At 63.2% G+C, this 16,105-nt stretch carries 14 protein-coding genes; 7 read left to right on the forward strand and 7 right to left on the reverse strand.

Annotated elements, in window-relative coordinates:
- Positions 1-212: 212 nt before the first annotated feature.
- The 6 genes from V1283_RS24155 to V1283_RS24180 are packed head-to-tail and all read left to right on the forward strand — an operon-like array spanning position 213 to position 7,297.
- The gene (locus V1283_RS24155) at positions 213-1,151 is read left to right on the forward strand and encodes an ABC transporter permease (RefSeq protein WP_334388997.1); all 939 of its coding nucleotides are present in this window, start codon (positions 213-215) and stop codon (positions 1,149-1,151) included.
- A complete protein-coding gene (locus tag V1283_RS24160; RefSeq protein ID WP_334388998.1) occupies positions 1,148-2,035 on the forward strand; it encodes an ABC transporter permease in 888 nt (295 codons plus the stop codon). Before V1283_RS24155 ends, V1283_RS24160 begins: the two co-directional genes overlap by 4 nt.
- Complete coding sequence (locus V1283_RS24165; protein WP_334388999.1) at positions 2,032-3,594, forward strand: ABC transporter substrate-binding protein; 1,563 nt, start codon at positions 2,032-2,034, stop codon at positions 3,592-3,594. The genes V1283_RS24160 and V1283_RS24165 overlap by 4 nt, the downstream gene beginning before the upstream one ends.
- Before the next feature lie 21 nt (positions 3,595-3,615).
- On the forward strand, positions 3,616-5,187 hold the full coding sequence (locus V1283_RS24170) for an ABC transporter substrate-binding protein (protein ID WP_334389000.1): 1,572 nt from the start codon (positions 3,616-3,618) through the stop codon (positions 5,185-5,187).
- The gene (locus tag V1283_RS24175) at positions 5,187-6,167 is read left to right on the forward strand and encodes an ABC transporter ATP-binding protein (RefSeq protein ID WP_334389001.1); all 981 of its coding nucleotides are present in this window, start codon (positions 5,187-5,189) and stop codon (positions 6,165-6,167) included. The genes V1283_RS24170 and V1283_RS24175 overlap by 1 nt, the downstream gene beginning before the upstream one ends.
- Positions 6,164-7,297 carry an ABC transporter ATP-binding protein gene (locus tag V1283_RS24180; protein ID WP_334389002.1) on the forward strand — a complete coding sequence of 378 codons (1,134 nt, stop codon included), beginning with the start codon at positions 6,164-6,166 and terminating at the stop codon, positions 7,295-7,297. Before V1283_RS24175 ends, V1283_RS24180 begins: the two co-directional genes overlap by 4 nt.
- On the opposite strand, the gene uxuA is transcribed toward V1283_RS24180, so the two are convergent.
- From uxuA to V1283_RS24210, 6 genes are all read right to left on the reverse strand, one after another.
- Complete coding sequence (uxuA, locus tag V1283_RS24185) at positions 7,250-8,440, reverse strand: mannonate dehydratase (RefSeq protein ID WP_334393155.1); 1,191 nt, start codon at positions 8,438-8,440, stop codon at positions 7,250-7,252. The two genes, V1283_RS24180 and uxuA, sit on opposite strands and share 48 nt — an antisense overlap.
- Positions 8,441-8,471: 31 nt before the next feature.
- Entirely contained in the window at positions 8,472-9,518 is a 1,047-nt protein-coding gene (locus V1283_RS24190; RefSeq protein WP_334389004.1) for an L-idonate 5-dehydrogenase, read from the reverse strand.
- Positions 9,515-10,921 (reverse strand): TRAP transporter large permease, encoded by a 1,407-nt coding sequence (locus V1283_RS24195; protein ID WP_334389005.1) that lies wholly within the window; start codon positions 10,919-10,921, stop codon positions 9,515-9,517. Before V1283_RS24195 ends, V1283_RS24190 begins: the two co-directional genes overlap by 4 nt.
- Before the next feature lie 4 nt (positions 10,922-10,925).
- A complete protein-coding gene (locus tag V1283_RS24200; protein WP_334389006.1) occupies positions 10,926-11,504 on the reverse strand; it encodes a TRAP transporter small permease in 579 nt (192 codons plus the stop codon).
- A gap of 128 nt (positions 11,505-11,632) precedes the next feature.
- Entirely contained in the window at positions 11,633-12,541 is a 909-nt protein-coding gene (locus V1283_RS24205; protein ID WP_442895880.1) for a sialic acid TRAP transporter substrate-binding protein SiaP, read from the reverse strand.
- 162 nt (positions 12,542-12,703) lie between these two features.
- Positions 12,704-13,441: a FadR/GntR family transcriptional regulator gene (locus tag V1283_RS24210; protein ID WP_334389008.1), complete on the reverse strand. Its 738-nt coding sequence runs from the start codon at positions 13,439-13,441 to the stop codon at positions 12,704-12,706.
- 122 nt (positions 13,442-13,563) lie between these two features.
- On the opposite strand from V1283_RS24210, the gene V1283_RS24215 reads away from it, so the two are divergent.
- Complete coding sequence (locus V1283_RS24215; RefSeq protein WP_334389009.1) at positions 13,564-15,084, forward strand: mannitol dehydrogenase family protein; 1,521 nt, start codon at positions 13,564-13,566, stop codon at positions 15,082-15,084.
- A 60-nt stretch (positions 15,085-15,144) separates the two neighbouring features.
- Here the strand turns inward: V1283_RS24215 and V1283_RS24220 are convergent, their stop codons facing one another.
- Complete coding sequence (locus tag V1283_RS24220; protein ID WP_334389010.1) at positions 15,145-15,975, reverse strand: alpha/beta hydrolase; 831 nt, start codon at positions 15,973-15,975, stop codon at positions 15,145-15,147.
- Positions 15,976-16,105 lie beyond the last annotated feature (130 nt).

Below are 16,105 nucleotides of genomic sequence, written 5' to 3' on the forward strand. Positions count from 1 at the left end.
TCTTGCATTGCAAGAAGTCATTGCAGCCAGCGCAAAAGGACGCAGCCGGAGCGAATTGGCAGATTAGGCGTGACGCCGCGTCGGACCAGTGTCACTATCCAGGAATAATCAAAGCCGCGCACGTCGGACGAAGCGCGGCTGCCGAGGGGGAAATAAAAGCGTCGGCGTGGACGCATACGCCTCCTTTGGCCTAACCGGTCCGTTGGCGTCGCATGGGACAACAGATTGTCCATCGTCTGCTGATCTCGATCCCCGCTTTGCTCGGGGTTCTCTTCCTCTGCTTTTGTCTGTTGCAGGTGGTGCCGGCCGATCCGGCGATGATCATCGCGGGACCTGACGCCAAGGCCGAGACCATCGCCGCCATCCGCCAGGAACTCGGCCTCGACAGATCTATTCCCATCCAGTTCTTCGAATACATTTTGCGCGTGCTGCGCGGGGATCTCGGCCGCTCCATCATCTCCAACCGGATGGTCAGCGAGGAACTGGGGATGACCATCGGGCCGACGGTCGAGCTGATGCTGGGCGCGATGCTGATCGCCGTGCCGAGCGGTCTCGCGCTCGGAACGCTGGCGGCGGTCAATCGCGGTCGCCTCGCTGATCGCGTCATCATGGCCTGCTCGGTGGCGGGAGTGTCGATGCCGGTGTTCTTCATCGGCCTGATCCTGATCCAGTTTGTCGGATTCAAATGGGCGCTGCTGCCGTTCACCGGCCGCACCGGACCGGTATGGGACGGCGGATTGCCGAGCCTGATCCTGCCGGCGCTGACGCTGGGCGCGGTGCTGATCGGCCCGATCGCGCGCCTGACGCGCACCGCCGTGCTCGAAGTCCTCGGCGCCGATTTCGTGCGCACGGCGCGCGCCAAGGGACTGCGCGAACGGGTGGTGATCATCCATCACGCGCTGCGCAACGCCATGATCCCCGTCGTCACCTTGATCGGGCTGCAGGCAGCGTTCCTGCTCGGCGGCGCTGTCGTTACCGAGACCATGTTCTCGTGGCCCGGCGTCGGCCGGCTCGCCGTTGGCGCCATCGTCTCCAGCGATTTTCCGACGGCTCAGGGCGCGATCATGATCCTCGCCATCGCCTTCCTGTCGATCAACCTGCTGGTCGACGTACTCTACGTCTATCTCGATCCCAGGATACAGCGAAGATGAGCGCCGAGGCCCTCGATACAGGCTTTGCGGAAGCGCGCGACACCGGCGTGTTCGCCCGCGCCGGGGTGTTGCGCCGGCTGGCGCGCGACCGGGTGGCTGCACTGGCCGGGCTGGTGCTCACCGTGATCGTGCTCGCCGCGCTGTTGGCGCCCTGGATCGCGCCCTACGATCCCTACTTTACGGATCTTACCAAGGTGATGCGGCCACCTGATGCGGAGCACTGGTTCGGCACCGACAACACCGGCCGCGACATCTTCAGCCGCGTCATCTACGGCACGCGTAACACGCTGATGCTGGGACTGGTCGGCGTGATCGTCGGCGGTTTCATCGGTGGCGTTCTCGGCATCCTCGCCGCCTATTATCGCCGTCTCGACGGTTGGATCATGCGGCTGGTCGATGTGATGCTGGCCTTCCCCGCGATCCTGATCGGGCTTGCGGTGGCCGCGATCTTCGGCGCCGGGCTGACGGCCGTGGTGATCGCGCTCGTCGTCGCCACCGTGCCCGATGTCGCGCGGGTGGCGCGGGGTGCGGCGATCGGCGTGATGGGCCAGGAATTCATGGAAGCCGGCCGCGCCGTCGGCGTCTCCGACGGCGAACTGATCTGGCGCTACCTGACGCTCAACTGCATTTCGACAATCTTCGTCTTCCTCACCCTGCGCTTCGGCCAGATCATCCTGATCGGCGCAGCGCTCGGTTTCCTCGGCATGGGCGCGCAGCCGCCGACCGCCGAACTCGGCATGATGGCGGCGCAAGGCCGCGACTTCCTGTTCATGGCGCCGCACATCGCGACGATCCCGAGCTGTGCCATCTTCGTGATCGTGCTGGCCGCCAATCTGTTGGGCGACGCATTCCGTGACGTCCTCGATCCGAGGCTGCAGACATGATCAGGATCGCATTGGGGGTATGTCTGGCACTAGGCGTTGCGGGGCCGGCATCGGCCCAGACGCTCACCTTGATGAAGGGCATCGACGCACCGCATTACGACGCGCAGCGGACGAGCTGGGGGCCGACCTCCGACATCGTCAACATGTTCCAGGACACACTGGTGGCGCTCGACTGGGACGGTCGCACCCCGATCCCCTACCTCGCCAAATCGTGGACGATCAGCGAGGACGGCAGGACCTATACGTTCAGGCTGCGCGACGACGTCTCGTTCTGCAGCGGCAAGAAGTTCACCGCGGACGACGTAGTCTATAGCTTCAAGCGGCTCAAGGACCCGGCGATCAAGGGACCGTTTGCCTGGCGCGCCGGCAACATCAAGGAGCTGCGCGCGCCCGATCCTTACACGGTCGAATACGAGCTCGAGGAGCCGTTCTCCGAACTGCTGCTGCAGCTCACGATGTTCACCAACGTCATCCACAACAAGGAGAGCGTGGAGGCGTTGGGCAAGGACTACGGCATCAAGGGCGCTGACGGCACCGGACCGTGGTGTTTCGATCACTGGCAGCCGCGCACCGAGATCGTGCTGAAACGCCACGACGCCTACAAATGGGGCCCCTCGATGTACAAGAACAAGGGGCCGGTGAAATTCGAAAAGCTCGTCGTCAAGATCGTGCCCGAGGATTCCAGCCGCGTGGCGGCAATGATGTCCGGCCAGTTCGACATCACCCACCAGTTTCCGGCGCAGTTCATCACGCAGGCCAAGGCCGCCCCGATGCTGACGGTGACGCCGGCCAGACCGAATTTCCAGTTGCTCTATTACGGTTTCAAGATCACGCGGCCGATGGTGGCCGATGCCCGCGTGCGCGAGGCCATGAGCATCGCCATCAACCGTGCCGAGATCGCCAAGGCAATCCTGCTGGGTAACGCCGATCCCGCTTTCACGGTCGTCGATCCCGCAGCACTCGACTTCGATCCCAACACCAAAGGCATCATCAAGGAGGATCTCGAGCGGGCCAAGACGCTGCTCGATGAAGCCGGCTGGAAGCCGGGCGCCGACGGCGTACGCGAGAAGGACGGCGTCAAGCTGGCGCCGAAGATATACTTTACCGCCAACGCCAATTCGGCGCGCGTCGCCGAAGCCATTCAGGGCTATCTCCGGAAGATCGGCGTCGACTGGCGGCTGCAGCCGTGGGACTCGACCATCTCGTCCGTCAAGATGATGGAGCAGGACTACGAAATCTGGTCGGTGACGGTGCCTTATCTCTCGGCCGGCGATCTCATGAACATCTATTTCGATTCCGCCAACATCCCGACGCCCAACCGGATGAACTGGAAGGACGCCGAAACCGATGCCTGGCTGAAACAAGGCCGCTCGGCGCTGACCGAAGCCGACCGTGCCAAATATTACGCGCTGGTGCAGCAGAAGGTGACGCGCGAGCACCTCTGGATTCCGGTGCTCAACATCAACATGGACCAGGTCGCGAACAAGAAGATCACCGGCGCCAGGCCGCACATGGTCTACCAGAACACTTTCTACAAAGGGCTGGATGTAACGCGATAAGAACAAGCGGGAGGGAACACGATGCGCAGCATTTTGACCGGCGTTGTGGCGCTGCTCGGAGCGGCCGGGATGTGCTCCGCCGCAGAGGCCCAGACCTTGCGGGTGATGAAGTCGCTGGACGCGCCGCATTACGACGGCCAGCGCACGACCTGGTCGCCGACGTCTGATATCGTCAACATGTTCCAGGATACGCTGGTGGCGCTCGACTGGGACGGCAAGACGGCGATCCCCTACCTCGCCAAGTCGTGGACGATCAGCGAGGACGGCCGAACCTATACGTTCAAGCTGCGCGACGATGTGACGTTCTGCAGCGGCAAGAAGTTCACCGCCGCCGACGTCGTCTACAGCTTCAAGCGTCTGAAGGATCCCGACACCAAGGCGCCGTACCATTGGCGCGCCGGCGACATCAAGGAACTGCGCGCGCCCGATCCCTACACCGTCGAGTACGAGCTCAACGAGCCTTACTCCGAACTGCTGCTGCAGCTCACCATGTACACCAACGCGATCCACAATCAGGAGAGCGTGGAGACGCTGGGCAAGGATTACGGCATCAAGGGAATCGACGGTACCGGGCCGTGGTGCTTCGAGAGCTGGCAGCCGCGCACGGAAATCGTGCTGAAGCGCCACGACGCCTACAAATGGGGGCCCTCGATGTACAAGAACAAGGGCCCGGTGAAATTCGACAAGCTCAGCATCAAGATCGTGCCGGAGGACGCCAGCCGCGTCGCCGCCATCATGGGCGGGCAGTTCGATCTCACCCACCAGGTTCCGCTGCAATTCATCGAGCAGGTCAAGGCCGCGCCCAACCTGACCGTCCAGGAGGCCCAACCGAACTTCCAGCTGATGTATTACGGCTACAAGATCACGCGCCCGATGGTATCGGACAAGCGTGTGCGCGAGGCGATGAACATCGCAATCAACCGCGCCGAGATCGTCAAGGGCGTCATGCTGGGCAATGCCGAACCGGCGTACACCTTCGTCGATCCCAAGGCGCTCGACTTCGCCGAAAAGACCAAGGGCATCATCAAGGAGGATGTCGAGCGCGCGAAAAGGCTTTTGGACGAAGCCGGCTGGAAGGTCGGCAGTGACGGCATTCGCGAGAAGGACGGCATGAAGCTCGCACCCCGCGTCCTGTTCACGCAGGTAGCCTACTTCCCGCGCGTTTCGGAAGCGATCCAGGGCTTTATGCGCAAGATCGGCGTCGACTGGAAGATCGTCGGCTACGACTCCACGATTGCGCCAGCCGAGATGGGCAAGCAGGACTACGAGTTGTGGACCGTCACCGTGCCTTATCTGTCGGCAGGCGAATTGATGAACATCTATTTCAACTCGAAGAACATCCCCACACCCAACCGCATGAACTGGAAGGACGCCGAGACCGACGAGTGGCTGAACGCCGGCCGCGCCGCGCTGACCGACGCCGAACGTGCGCTCAACTACGCGCGCGTGCAAGAGAAGGTGACGAGCGAGCATCTGATGATGCCGGTGATGAACGTCGCGATGTACACGACAAGTTCGAAGAAGATGAAGGGCGTCCGACCGCACATGCTCTATCAGAACACCTTCTACAAGGGACTGGATTACTCGTTCTGATGGAAACGCTCCTCGAGGTTCGTGGGCTGAAGACCCACTTCGCGACGGATCGCGGCCTGTTCCGCGCCGTCGACGGCATCAGCTTCAGCGTTCCCCGCGGACGCACCATCGGCCTTGTCGGCGAGTCCGGCTGCGGCAAGAGCGTGACGTCGCTCTCCGTGATGGGCCTGGTGCCGAGCCCGCCGGGCAAGGTCGAGGCCGAGGCGGTGCTGTTCGGCAATCGCGACGTGCTGCGGCTTTCGGCCGACGAGCGCCGCAGGCTGCGCGGCAGCAAGATGTCGATGATTTTTCAAGAGCCGATGACTTCGCTCAATCCGGTCCACACCGTCGGCCAGCAGATCGTCGAGGCGATCCTGGCCCACAGCGCGATGTCGCCGCGCGCCGCTAGAGCGCGCGCGATCGAGATGCTCGACCTGGTGCGGATACCCTCAGCCGCACAGCGCATCGACGATTTCCCGCACAACATGTCGGGCGGCATGCGCCAGCGCGTGATGATCGCGATGGCACTATCGTGCGAGCCCGCATTGTTGATCGCGGACGAGCCGACGACGGCGCTCGACGTCACCATCCAGGCCCAGATCCTCGATCTCCTGAGCGACCTGCAGCAGCGGCTCGGCATGGCGATCCTGATCATTACGCACGATCTCGGCGTCATCGCCGAAGTCGCCGACCAGGTGCTGGTGATGTATGCCGGCCGCATCGTCGAGAGCGCCGACGTCAACGACCTGTTCGCCGATCCGCAACACCCCTATACGATCGGCTTGTTAGGTTCGATCCCGCGCATCGACGTCGACCGCGAGCGCCTCGCCACCATCGAGGGTACGGTGCCCAGTCCGAATAACCAGCCCGCCGGCTGCCGCTTCGCGCCGCGCTGTCCGTTCGCGGACCTGCGCTGCCGGCAACAGCCGCCGCCGCTCCGCGATGTCGCGCCCGGCCACCAGGTGGCGTGCTGGAAGGCCCCGGTCGAGGTGGCGGCATGAGCGATGTTCCGGTTCTTCAGGTCGACGGCCTGGTCAAGCATTTTGCGGTCACGCGCGGCCTGATCCGCCGCAAGATCATCGGTCTTGTGCGGGCCGTCGAGGATGTCAGCTTCGAGATCGCCCGCGGTGAGACGCTGGCGCTGGTCGGTGAATCCGGCTGCGGCAAGTCGACCACGGGACGCCTGATCCTGCGTCTGATGGACCCGACGTCAGGCTCGGTGCGCTTCAAGGGCAAGGAAATCGCCGAGCTCGACAAGCGCGAGCTGCGCCGGATGCGTCGGCACATGCAGATCATTTTTCAGGACCCGTACGCCTCACTCAACCCGCGCATGACCGTGGGCGAGATTTTGGCCGAGCCGCTACGTGTCCACGAGATCGGCGACGACGCATCGCGCGCCGCGCGCGGCCGCGAGCTTCTGGATATCGTCGGGCTGTCGCCCGAACATGCCAGGCGCTATCCGCATCAATTCTCCGGCGGCCAACGCCAGCGCATCGGCATTGCGCGTGCGCTTGCTGCCAATCCCGACCTGATCGTCTGCGACGAGCCGGTGTCGGCGCTCGACGTCTCGATCCAGGCGCAGATCGTCAACCTGTTGCAGAATCTGCAGCAGCGCTTCGGTCTCTCCTATCTGTTCATTGCTCATGATCTTGCCGTCGTAAAACACATCAGCGACCGCGTCGCGGTGATGTATCTCGGCAAGCTCGTCGAAATATCGGACAAGAAGACGCTCTACGAGCGTCCGCTGCACCCCTATACCCAGGCGCTGCTGGCGGCGATCCCCAAGCCCGATCCCGCCTTGCGCACCAAGCGCGTGATGCTGCAGGGCGACGTGCCGAGTCCGTTCAGACCGCCTACCGGATGCCGCTTCCACACCCGTTGCCCGCACGCGCAGCCACGCTGCTCAGCTGAGGAGCCAAAACTGCGCGAGGCGGCGCCCGGCCATCGCGTCGCCTGTCATTTTTTTGAAACGCTACCAGCTCCGACCATCCTCGCGCGCGCCGGTCTTGCGAAAGGCAAATTCGCCGAGCGGCTGGCGGCCTTCGAGGCGGCGAAGCAAGGGCTGAAACCGTCAGACGCGAAATTACCCGGCGTGTTCAATGGCGCGGATGGCACCACGCAATTCAGCTAGCCCTCGCAGGCGCCCAATCGCGGTATAGCCGGGGTTGGTGCGTTTTGTTTCTGCGAGATCGTCGAGCATGCGATGGCCGTGGTCCGGCCGGAACACGATCTGGTTATCCGGCGAACGCTTGCGATTCTCGGTGAGCAGCGCCTTCAAGACCGCGATCATATCGACATCGCCATCCAGATGATCGGATTCGAAGAACGACAAACCATCGGCTTCCCGCTTGGTCGCCCGCAAATGCGCGAAACCAACGCGCGCCGCGAAGCGTTTGGCCATCGCGGGCAGATCATTTTCCGCGCGCACGCCGAGCGAGCCGGTGCAGAAACAGATGCCGTTGGCCTTGGAGGGCACGGCATCGAACAGCGCCTGATAGTCTTCCGCGGAAGATGCAATGCGCGGCAGGCCGAACAGCGGCCGCGGCGGATCGTCCGGATGCAGCGTCAGCGTCACGCCGAGGGCTTCGGCGACCGGCGTCACGCGCGCGAGGAACTCGCTGAGGTGCCGGCGCAGCACCGCGGAATCGATGCCGCGATATTGCTGCAAGCGGTCGCGGAACTGCGGGATCGTCAGCGGATCGGTCGTGGAGCCCGGCAGCGCGCTAGCGATGTTGGTGACGAGGACATCGATATCGGCCTGCGTCATCCCCGAATAGACTTCCTTGGCGCGACGCCGCGCGGCCTCGGAATACTCGGCCGGCGCCTCGGGGCGCTCCAGTATATGCAGATCGAACGCCGCAAACCGCTCCTGGTCGAAACGCATCGCCTTGGCGCCGTTCGGCAGCTCCCATTCGAGATCGGTGCGGCACCAGTCCACGACCGGCATGAAATTGTAGCAGATGATCTTGATGCCGGACGCGGCGACTGCCTCGAGGCTCGCGACCCAGGACTCGATCGAACGTGTCGCATTGCCCCCGAGCCGCTTGACGTCATCAGGAATCGGAATCGATTCCACCACCGACCAGGTGAGCTGCGAACGGCCGGGCTGGCTGTTCTCGATCAGGTTCTTGCGCTCCTCGACGGCGGCACGCGTCCAGGCCTCGCCGATCGGCACCTGATGCAGCGCCGTCACCACGTCGGTCGCGCCGGCCTGGCGGATATCGTCGAGCGACACGGGATCATTGGGCCCGTACCACCGCCATCCCTGCAACATCATGGGCGATCTCCCGAAATCTGAATTGCGATCAAGCCGTCAGCACGACCTTGACGCTCTGCGAGCGGTCGAGCGCCAGCCGCACCGCGTCGGGTGCGACCGAAAGCGGGCGCTGAGCCGTCACCAGCGAAAGCACGTCGACGCTGCCATCGGCGATCAGTTCGACCGCGGTGAAGAATTCCATCCCGAAGCGGAACGAGCCGCGAAGGTCGATCTCTTTGGCCATGACAGCGTTCGCCGGCACGGAAATCTGCCCGCCGGGCAGATTGCCGACCTGGACCACGACGCCGCCGCGCCTGACGGCGCCGATGGCGCTCGCAAGGCCCGCCGCGGTGCCCGAGACTTCGAAGGCTACATCGAACGGACGCGCCGCGGCTTCCGCCTTCAGCGCCTCCTCGCCGCCGGAGATATCGACGACATGGCTGGCGCCCAATCGTGTGGCGAACGCGAGCGGCGCCGCGGCGATATCGACCACAGTCGTCTCCGCGATCCCTGCACGCTGCGCCGCCAGCATCGTCAAAAGCCCGATCGGACCGGCGCCGAACAGCACGGCGCGCTTGCCGGTGACGTCGCCAGCACGGGCGACCGCATGCAGGCACACCGCGAGCGGTTCGGCCAAGGCAGCCGCCTGATACGTCACGTGATCGGGAATCTTCACGCACTGCGCTGGGATGGCGTCGAAGTAGGACGCAAAGCCGCCCTGCATATGCGGGGTCTTCGAGGCTGAGCCCATGAAGAAGATGTTCTCGCACAGATTGGGCCGGTTCTCGCGGCACGGCTTGCAATGCCCGCACCAGCGCGACGGATTGAGGGCGACGCGGTCGCCGACCTTCACATCAGGCGCGGAGCCTGCGATCTCGACCACCTCGCCCGCGATCTCGTGGCCGAGCACCAGCGGTGAGGTCACGACGAAATCTCCGGTGCGGGCATGGCGATAGTAATGCATGTCGGAGCCGCAGATGCCGCCGGCGCCGAAACGAATCCGCACCATGCCTGATGCCAACGGATCGAGCGGCCGCTCGACCATGCGCAGATCTTCCGGGCCGAACAGCGTTGCGGCCAAAGCCATCGATGTCATTTTGAGAGTCCCATGTATTTTGGCAGCCAGAGCGTCAACTCCGGGATGTACGTGATGGCGACGAGCGCCAGCAGTAGCGGCACCAGCCACGGCAGGATCGCCATGGTCGTGCGTTCGACCGACAGTTTCGCCACGCGCGCAAGCACGAACAGCACCATGCCGAGCGGCGGATGCAGCAAGCCGATCATCAGGTTCAGCGTCATGATCAGGCCGAAATGAATGGGGTCGATGCCCAGTTTCAGAACGATCGGCAGCAGGATCGGAACCAATATCGTGATCGCGGCGATGGTGTCGATGAAGCAGCCGACGAACAGGATCAGGATGTTCGCCAGCAGCAGGAACACCCATTTGTTGTGGGTGATCCCGAGCATCACATCGGTCAGCGTCTGCGCCGCCTGCGACACCGTCAGCAGCCAGGCGAAGATCGAGGCCGCGGTGACGATGAACAGCACCGATGCCGTGGTTTCGATGGTGTCGAATGTCGCTTTCGCGACCGTCTGCAGCGTCATCGAGCGGTAGCGCACGAGGCCCAGGAACAGCGACCAGATCACCGCGGCGACGGCGGCTTCCGTCGGCGTGAACCAGCCAAGCGTCATGCCGCCGATCAGGATGACCGGCGCCATCAGCGCCATCACGGCGGAGAAATCGAAATACCAGTCGAGCGCCAACAACGCCACCAGACCGATCCCGACGGCCATGTTCACCGACATCCCGCTGACGACCAGGAGCCAGACCACCATCGGGAAAGCCAGCACAATGAAGATTTCCAGGGCCGCCGAGCCGAGCTGCGGCCATGAGAACGGCGAGTCGCTGCCCCAACCGTTGCGGTGGGCGAAAAAGGCCACCGTTGCCATCATGAACAAGGTCATGACCACGCCGGGAATGACGCCACCGAGGAACAGCGCGCCGATCGAGACGTTCGCCATCATGCCGTAGATCACGAAAGGCAGCGAGGGCGGGATGATCGGGCCGAGCGTGGCGGAGGCCGCGGTCACGCCGACGGAAAACTCCGTCGAATAGCCGTGATCCTTCATCGCCTTGATTTCGATGGTGCCGAGCCCCGCGGCATCCGCAATCGCGGTACCGGACATGCCGGAGAAGATCACCGAACCGATAATGTTCACGTGACCGAGACCGCCGCGCATCCAGCCCACCAGCGCGACCGCAAATTTGTAGATGCGCCCGGTTACGCCGGCGATGTTCATGAGATTGCCGGCGAGAATGAAGAACGGCACGGCGAGCAGCGGAAAGCTCTCGACGCCGGCGATCATGCGCTGCGCCAGCGTCACATCGGGCGTAATGCCCGTGACCAGAATATACACCAGCGACGACACCGCCATGGCGAGCGCAACGGGAACGCCGATCAGCATCAGCAGCAGAAATCCCCCAAGCAGCAGCAGCATCGTCCTACCCTTCCGTTCCGTCGAATGCGCCGGGTCGCTCCAGAATGGAGTAGCCCCGCCGCCAGTTCTCGACCGCGACCTGGATCGAGCGGCCGAACATCAGCACGAAGCCGAGCAGCACGGCGTAATAGACAAAACCCTTTTGAAACTTGATCGTGGTCATCCGCTCGTCGCCGATAATCTGGATAAATTGCCAGACCAGCTTGATCGCGTAGCCGAAGAACGCGATCCGGATCAGGTCGATGACGGTCGAAAGCGCGCGCGCCGGCAGATGCGGCAGATAGCGGAAGATCAGGTCGACCTGGATGTGCCGCGACAGCCGCACGCACATTGCCGAGCCGATGAAGACCACGCCGATCAGGCAGTAGGTCGCGATCTCCTCGGTCCAGGCATAGCTGTCGTTGAGGACATAGCGGGTGAAGAACTGCAGGAACACGGCCAGCGCCATGATCCAGAAGATCGCGAGCGCCAGCCAGTCTTCCGTGGCGTACTGGCTGAGATCGGCGCCCTTGGGGACCTCGTCCTCAAAAGTGTGGGCGATCTCGTCCGCCGTGATCTGCTTGTGAACTTCAACCGTCGACATGCGCTTACTCCCCAAGCTGGCGGCGCGTGATTGGTTCACGTCATTCCGGGGCGGCTCAAAGAGCCGAACCCGGAATCTCGAGATTCCGGGTTCTGTGCTTCGCACAGCCCCGGAATGACAGCTCATTTCTATTTGACCGCCTGGATGCGTTCCCAGTCGGCCTTGCGGTAGTCGAAGCTCTCAAAGCTCACGGTCTTGAGCACGGTGTCGCGGAATTCGTCCTTGTTGACCTCCGTCACCGTCAGGCCCTTCTGCTTGAAAAAATCGACCAGCTTGGCTTCGTTGGTCTTGATCTCGGCGGTCGCCTTTGCTGCCGCTTCCTGCGCGACGTCGGTGAAGATCTTGCGGTCTTCCTCGGACAACTTTTTCCAGAGCGCGCCGGACATCACGGTGTTGAGATGATCGACGATGTGGCCGGTCAGCACGATGTGCTTCTGCACCTCGTAGAACTTCTTGGCCTCGATGGTCGTGAGCGGATTTTCCTGGGCCTCCACGGTGCCGTTCTGCAGGGCGAGATAGACCTCGGCAAACGCAATCGGCGCGGTATTGGCGCCGCATGCGCGCGGCATCGCGAGATAGGCCGGCACATCGGGCACGCGAATCTTGAGGCCCTTCATGTCGGCGCACGTCTTGATCGGCTTGTTCGACGAGGTGTGGCGCACGCCGTAATAAGTCACCGCCAGGATGTGATGGCCGGTCTTGTCCTCGTAGCCCTTCGTAAGCTCCTTGAAGACGTCGCTCTTGGTATAGGCCAGGAGATGGTCGGCATCGCGGAAGGTGTAGGGATAGTAGGTCACGCCGATCGGCGGAAAGCTCTTGGCCGCAAAGCTCGAGCCCGAGATGATCATATCGACCGAGCCGAGCGAAAGCCCCTGATTGATGTCGGTTTCCTTGCCAAGCTGCGAGGCCGGATAGACGTCGATCTGGTAACGTCCATTGGTGCGCTTGTTGATTTCGCCCGCGGCCCAGACGGAAGCGGTGTGGAACGGCTCGGAAGTCTCGTAAACATGAGCCCATTTGAGCTTGGTCTGCGCCATGCCTGATGTGGTCGCGGCCAGCAGTGCAGCAGCAGACGCCGCAAATGCAATCGTCAATTTCTTCAACACGTGAATTCCTCCCTTGCTACAATTTGCTTTTGTTACTCAACCGGCCCGGCATTTCGCTGAACCGTTCGAATTCTTAGTCGTTTTCCTGGTCGTTCAGCCGCTCCTCGCGCGAACGCGGGAGGCAGGCGAAGCTTCGGTTCCGAAATTTTGCGCAAAGCGCGCCTGCGACCGCGCCAGGTGCTCGCGCATCGTCACGCGCGCCGCCTCCGCGTCATGGGCGGCAATGGCGTCGCGGATCGCGCGGTGCTCGGCCAGCGCCGCATTCCAGGATTTGGGATTCTCGAAATAGTGCGCGAGCTTGGCGAAGTAGGGATTGAGCCGCTGGTCGAATAACTCGCCTACCACACGGACCAGCACGGCGTTGTCGAGACATCCGGCTACAGCTACATGAAACGCGCGGTCATGGATCATCGAGGCCTCGCCGGGATGCTGCACGGTGGCCATCGCGTCCAGCGAAGCGTCGATGCGCGCGATATCCTCGGATGTCGCTACCCGTGCCGCCTGTTCGGCGATGGCGCCTTCGAGGAATTCGCGGGCGCGCAGCAGTTCGAACGGGCCTTCGATCTCGGCCGCCGCCGGCAAGGGCGGCGCGAGCGCCGCCGGTTCGCTGACATAAATTCCGGAGCCGACGCGAATCCGAACCCGGCCCTCCACTTCGAGCGCGATCAGCGCTTCACGCACCGTCGGCCGCGACACCTTCAACTGTTCGGCCAGATCGCGTTCGGTCGGAAGCCGGCTGCCCACGCGATATTCGCCGCAGTCGATCAGGGCGCGGAGCTGATCGGCAACCTGGCGATAAAGGCGTCGCGCTTCCACGGCTTCGAGCGGCACGCTCGTTCCTTCCCTGACGATCGCTTGAGTGATCGATTTTTCTTGCTTTGATCAGCCCACAGCCAATAAATCGGCAATATTGGCCTTACCAATTGACCAAAGATTGATGGATCGAGACTTCCATGTCAAGCGAAACGCCAAAAAATCACGTTTCCGGCCCGAAAGACGGCGATTTCCGCCTGTCCGACGCCACCCTCGACAAACTGCCCGGCCAGATCCGGCGTCCGGCTTATGACCGCGCGCGCGTCACGCCCGGCATCGTTCACCTCGGAATTGGCGCGTTCCACCGGGCACACCAGGCGGTGGTGATCGACGACCTCCTTGCCGGCGGCGCGACGGATTGGGGAATCGTCGGAGCCAGCTTGCGCAGCTCGGAAACGCGCGATGCCCTCGCCCCGCAGGATTGCCTTTACACGCTGGCCGTTCGTTCCGGCGCGGGCACCGATCATCGGATCATCGGTTCGGTTCTCGCATGCGAGGTCGCCAACGAGAAACCCGCCCCCTTGGTCGCACGCCTGACCCACCCGGCCACCCGCATCGTCTCGCTGACGGTCACCGAGAAGGGCTATTGTCACACGCCGCAAACCGGCGACCTGGACGAGCATCATCCCGACATCGTTCATGACCTGCAAAATGCGGACACGCCGCGCTCGGCCATCGGATTCCTGGTGGCTGCGCTGGCGCGCCGGCGGATTGCCGGTGCGGCCCCCTTCACCGTTCTGTCCTGCGACAATCTCTCCGCCAACGGCCATACCGTCGGGCGCATCGTGACGCAGTTCGCCGCCTTGCGATCGCGCAATCTCGCCGAGTGGATTGAAGCCGAGGTGGCCTTCCCTTCGACCATGGTGGACCGGATCGTGCCGGAGACCACCGACCTCGACCGATCAGAGATTTCCTCCGCGCTCGGCATGATCGACGCGTGGCCTATCGTCACGGAACCATTCACGCAATGGATCGTCGAAGACCGCTTTCCGGCCGGGCGGCCGGACTTCGCAGCCGCAGGCGTGCAATTGGTTTCGGACGTAACGCCGTTCGAACACATGAAGCTGCGGCTGCTCAACGCCAGCCATTCGGCGCTGGCCTATCTTGGCTATCTCGCCGGCCATGAAACCATCGCTGCAACCATGACCGACCTTCGCTTTGCGGCGTTTGCCCGGCAGGTGATGCAGGACGCGGCGCCGACACTCGCGATGCCTGAAGGGACCGATCTTGCGGCCTATGGCGCATCGCTGCTGCAGCGCTTCTCCAATCCCGCCCTGCACCATCGCACCTGGCAGATCGCGATGGACGGATCGCAGAAACTGCCGCAGCGCCTGCTCGGCACCATGCAGGACCGGCTGCGACTGGGCCTTTCGATCGACACGCATGCGCTCGCGGTAGCGAGCTGGATGCGCTACGTCACCGCAAAGGACGAACAGGGACGCGCCATCGACGTACGCGATCCGCTTGCCAGGGAACTGGCTGAGATCGCCGAGCGCGCCGGCCCATACGCGGAGCGCCTTGCGCCCGCGCTGCTGGAGGTGCACTCCATTTTCGGCAACCTCGGCAGCGATCCTCGCATGCGCAACGCCGTCACCGCGGCGCTCGCAAAACTCTACGCCCTGGGGGCACGACAGACGGTGCAGACGTTTCAGCCAGCATGATAGAACCACATGGTGGCAAGGCCACACCGCGACCGCCTATTTATTTCGGAATTCAGCAGGCTACGGAGACAACACCGTCCTGGTGAGTTGGTGACAGGGATCGGCGAGCCCGTCGATGACATCGAAATGATGCCGGCCGGGTTCTTCGATCGTGCGGGTTTTCGCACCGAGCCCGGTCCAGATGTTGGCGAGGAGCGCGTTCTGGCGGACGAATTCCGGGCGCTCCGCGCTGCCCACCCAGCACGTCACGCGCACATCCCGCATCGGCTCCAGCAATGCGGGGCTCTCCACGAGCGCCTCGGCCTCGTCGATCCGGAGGTCCGTATTCATGGCGGCCTTCATCAATGGACGAAGGTCATGAACGCCGGAAATGGAGACGGTGTGGCTGATGCGCGCCCGGACATCGTCCGGGAGCGGCGACGTCGCCGAAATCATGCGTGTCACCAGATGCCCGCCGGCAGAGTGACCGACCAGAAAAAGCGGGCCTTCGACGATCGCGGCGGCGCGCTCGACGGCCGCGGCAATTTCGCGCGTGATCTCGGAGATGCGCACAGTCGGGCACAGCGTGTAGGAGGGCATCGCCACCGCATAGCCGCCTTCAACCGATCCGCGCGCGAGATGCGACCAAAAGCTCTTGTCGAGCGCCTTCCAGAATCCGCCATGGACGAAGACGACCAGGCCCTTTGGCCGGCCTTCCGGTGCAAAGAGATCGAAGCGGTTTCGTGCGCGCTCGCCATAGGGGACGTCGAGCGTCGCGCGGCCGCTGCCTTGAAGTGCGTCACGATAGGCCTGCGCGGGCTGCACCCACGCCGCCGGCCAGCGTTCGCCGCCCGGAATGTTCGGAGCATTCGCATAGGCGTCGCTCCAGTCGGAAATCTGATGAAAAATCACGCGGTTCGGTTTCCGTCCAATTCTGTGGGTCGGGCGGATGTCCGATCGATGCCCGCAGCCAACTAGTCTATACCGAGAAGCGCACCTTGCGCCCATAAATTTTAAGCTTGAAATAATTGATATCAGCGCG

Origin of the sequence: Bradyrhizobium sp. AZCC 2262, from assembly GCF_036924535.1 — a bacterium.
Lineage (GTDB): Bacteria > Pseudomonadota > Alphaproteobacteria > Rhizobiales > Xanthobacteraceae > Bradyrhizobium.

Bases quoted from the DNA above. Each gene is read 5' to 3' on its own strand.
- V1283_RS24195 (WP_334389005.1), bottom strand. From the start codon at position 10,921: ATGCTGCTGCTGCTTGGGGGATTTCTGCTGCTGATGCTGATCGGCGTT.
- V1283_RS24155 (WP_334388997.1), top strand. From the start codon at position 213: ATGGGACAACAGATTGTCCATCGTCTGCTGATCTCGATCCCCGCTTTG.
- V1283_RS24165 (WP_334388999.1), top strand. From the start codon at position 2,032: ATGATCAGGATCGCATTGGGGGTATGTCTGGCACTAGGCGTTGCGGGG.
- V1283_RS24215 (WP_334389009.1), top strand. From the start codon at position 13,564: ATGTCAAGCGAAACGCCAAAAAATCACGTTTCCGGCCCGAAAGACGGC.
- V1283_RS24180 (WP_334389002.1), top strand. From the start codon at position 6,164: ATGAGCGATGTTCCGGTTCTTCAGGTCGACGGCCTGGTCAAGCATTTT.
- V1283_RS24170 (WP_334389000.1), top strand. From the start codon at position 3,616: ATGCGCAGCATTTTGACCGGCGTTGTGGCGCTGCTCGGAGCGGCCGGG.
- uxuA (WP_334393155.1), bottom strand. From the start codon at position 8,440: ATGTTGCAGGGATGGCGGTGGTACGGGCCCAATGATCCCGTGTCGCTC.
- V1283_RS24190 (WP_334389004.1), bottom strand. From the start codon at position 9,518: ATGACATCGATGGCTTTGGCCGCAACGCTGTTCGGCCCGGAAGATCTG.
- V1283_RS24200 (WP_334389006.1), bottom strand. From the start codon at position 11,504: ATGTCGACGGTTGAAGTTCACAAGCAGATCACGGCGGACGAGATCGCC.
- V1283_RS24160 (WP_334388998.1), top strand. From the start codon at position 1,148: ATGAGCGCCGAGGCCCTCGATACAGGCTTTGCGGAAGCGCGCGACACC.
- V1283_RS24175 (WP_334389001.1), top strand. From the start codon at position 5,187: ATGGAAACGCTCCTCGAGGTTCGTGGGCTGAAGACCCACTTCGCGACG.
- V1283_RS24205 (WP_442895880.1), bottom strand. From the start codon at position 12,541: ATGGCGCAGACCAAGCTCAAATGGGCTCATGTTTACGAGACTTCCGAG.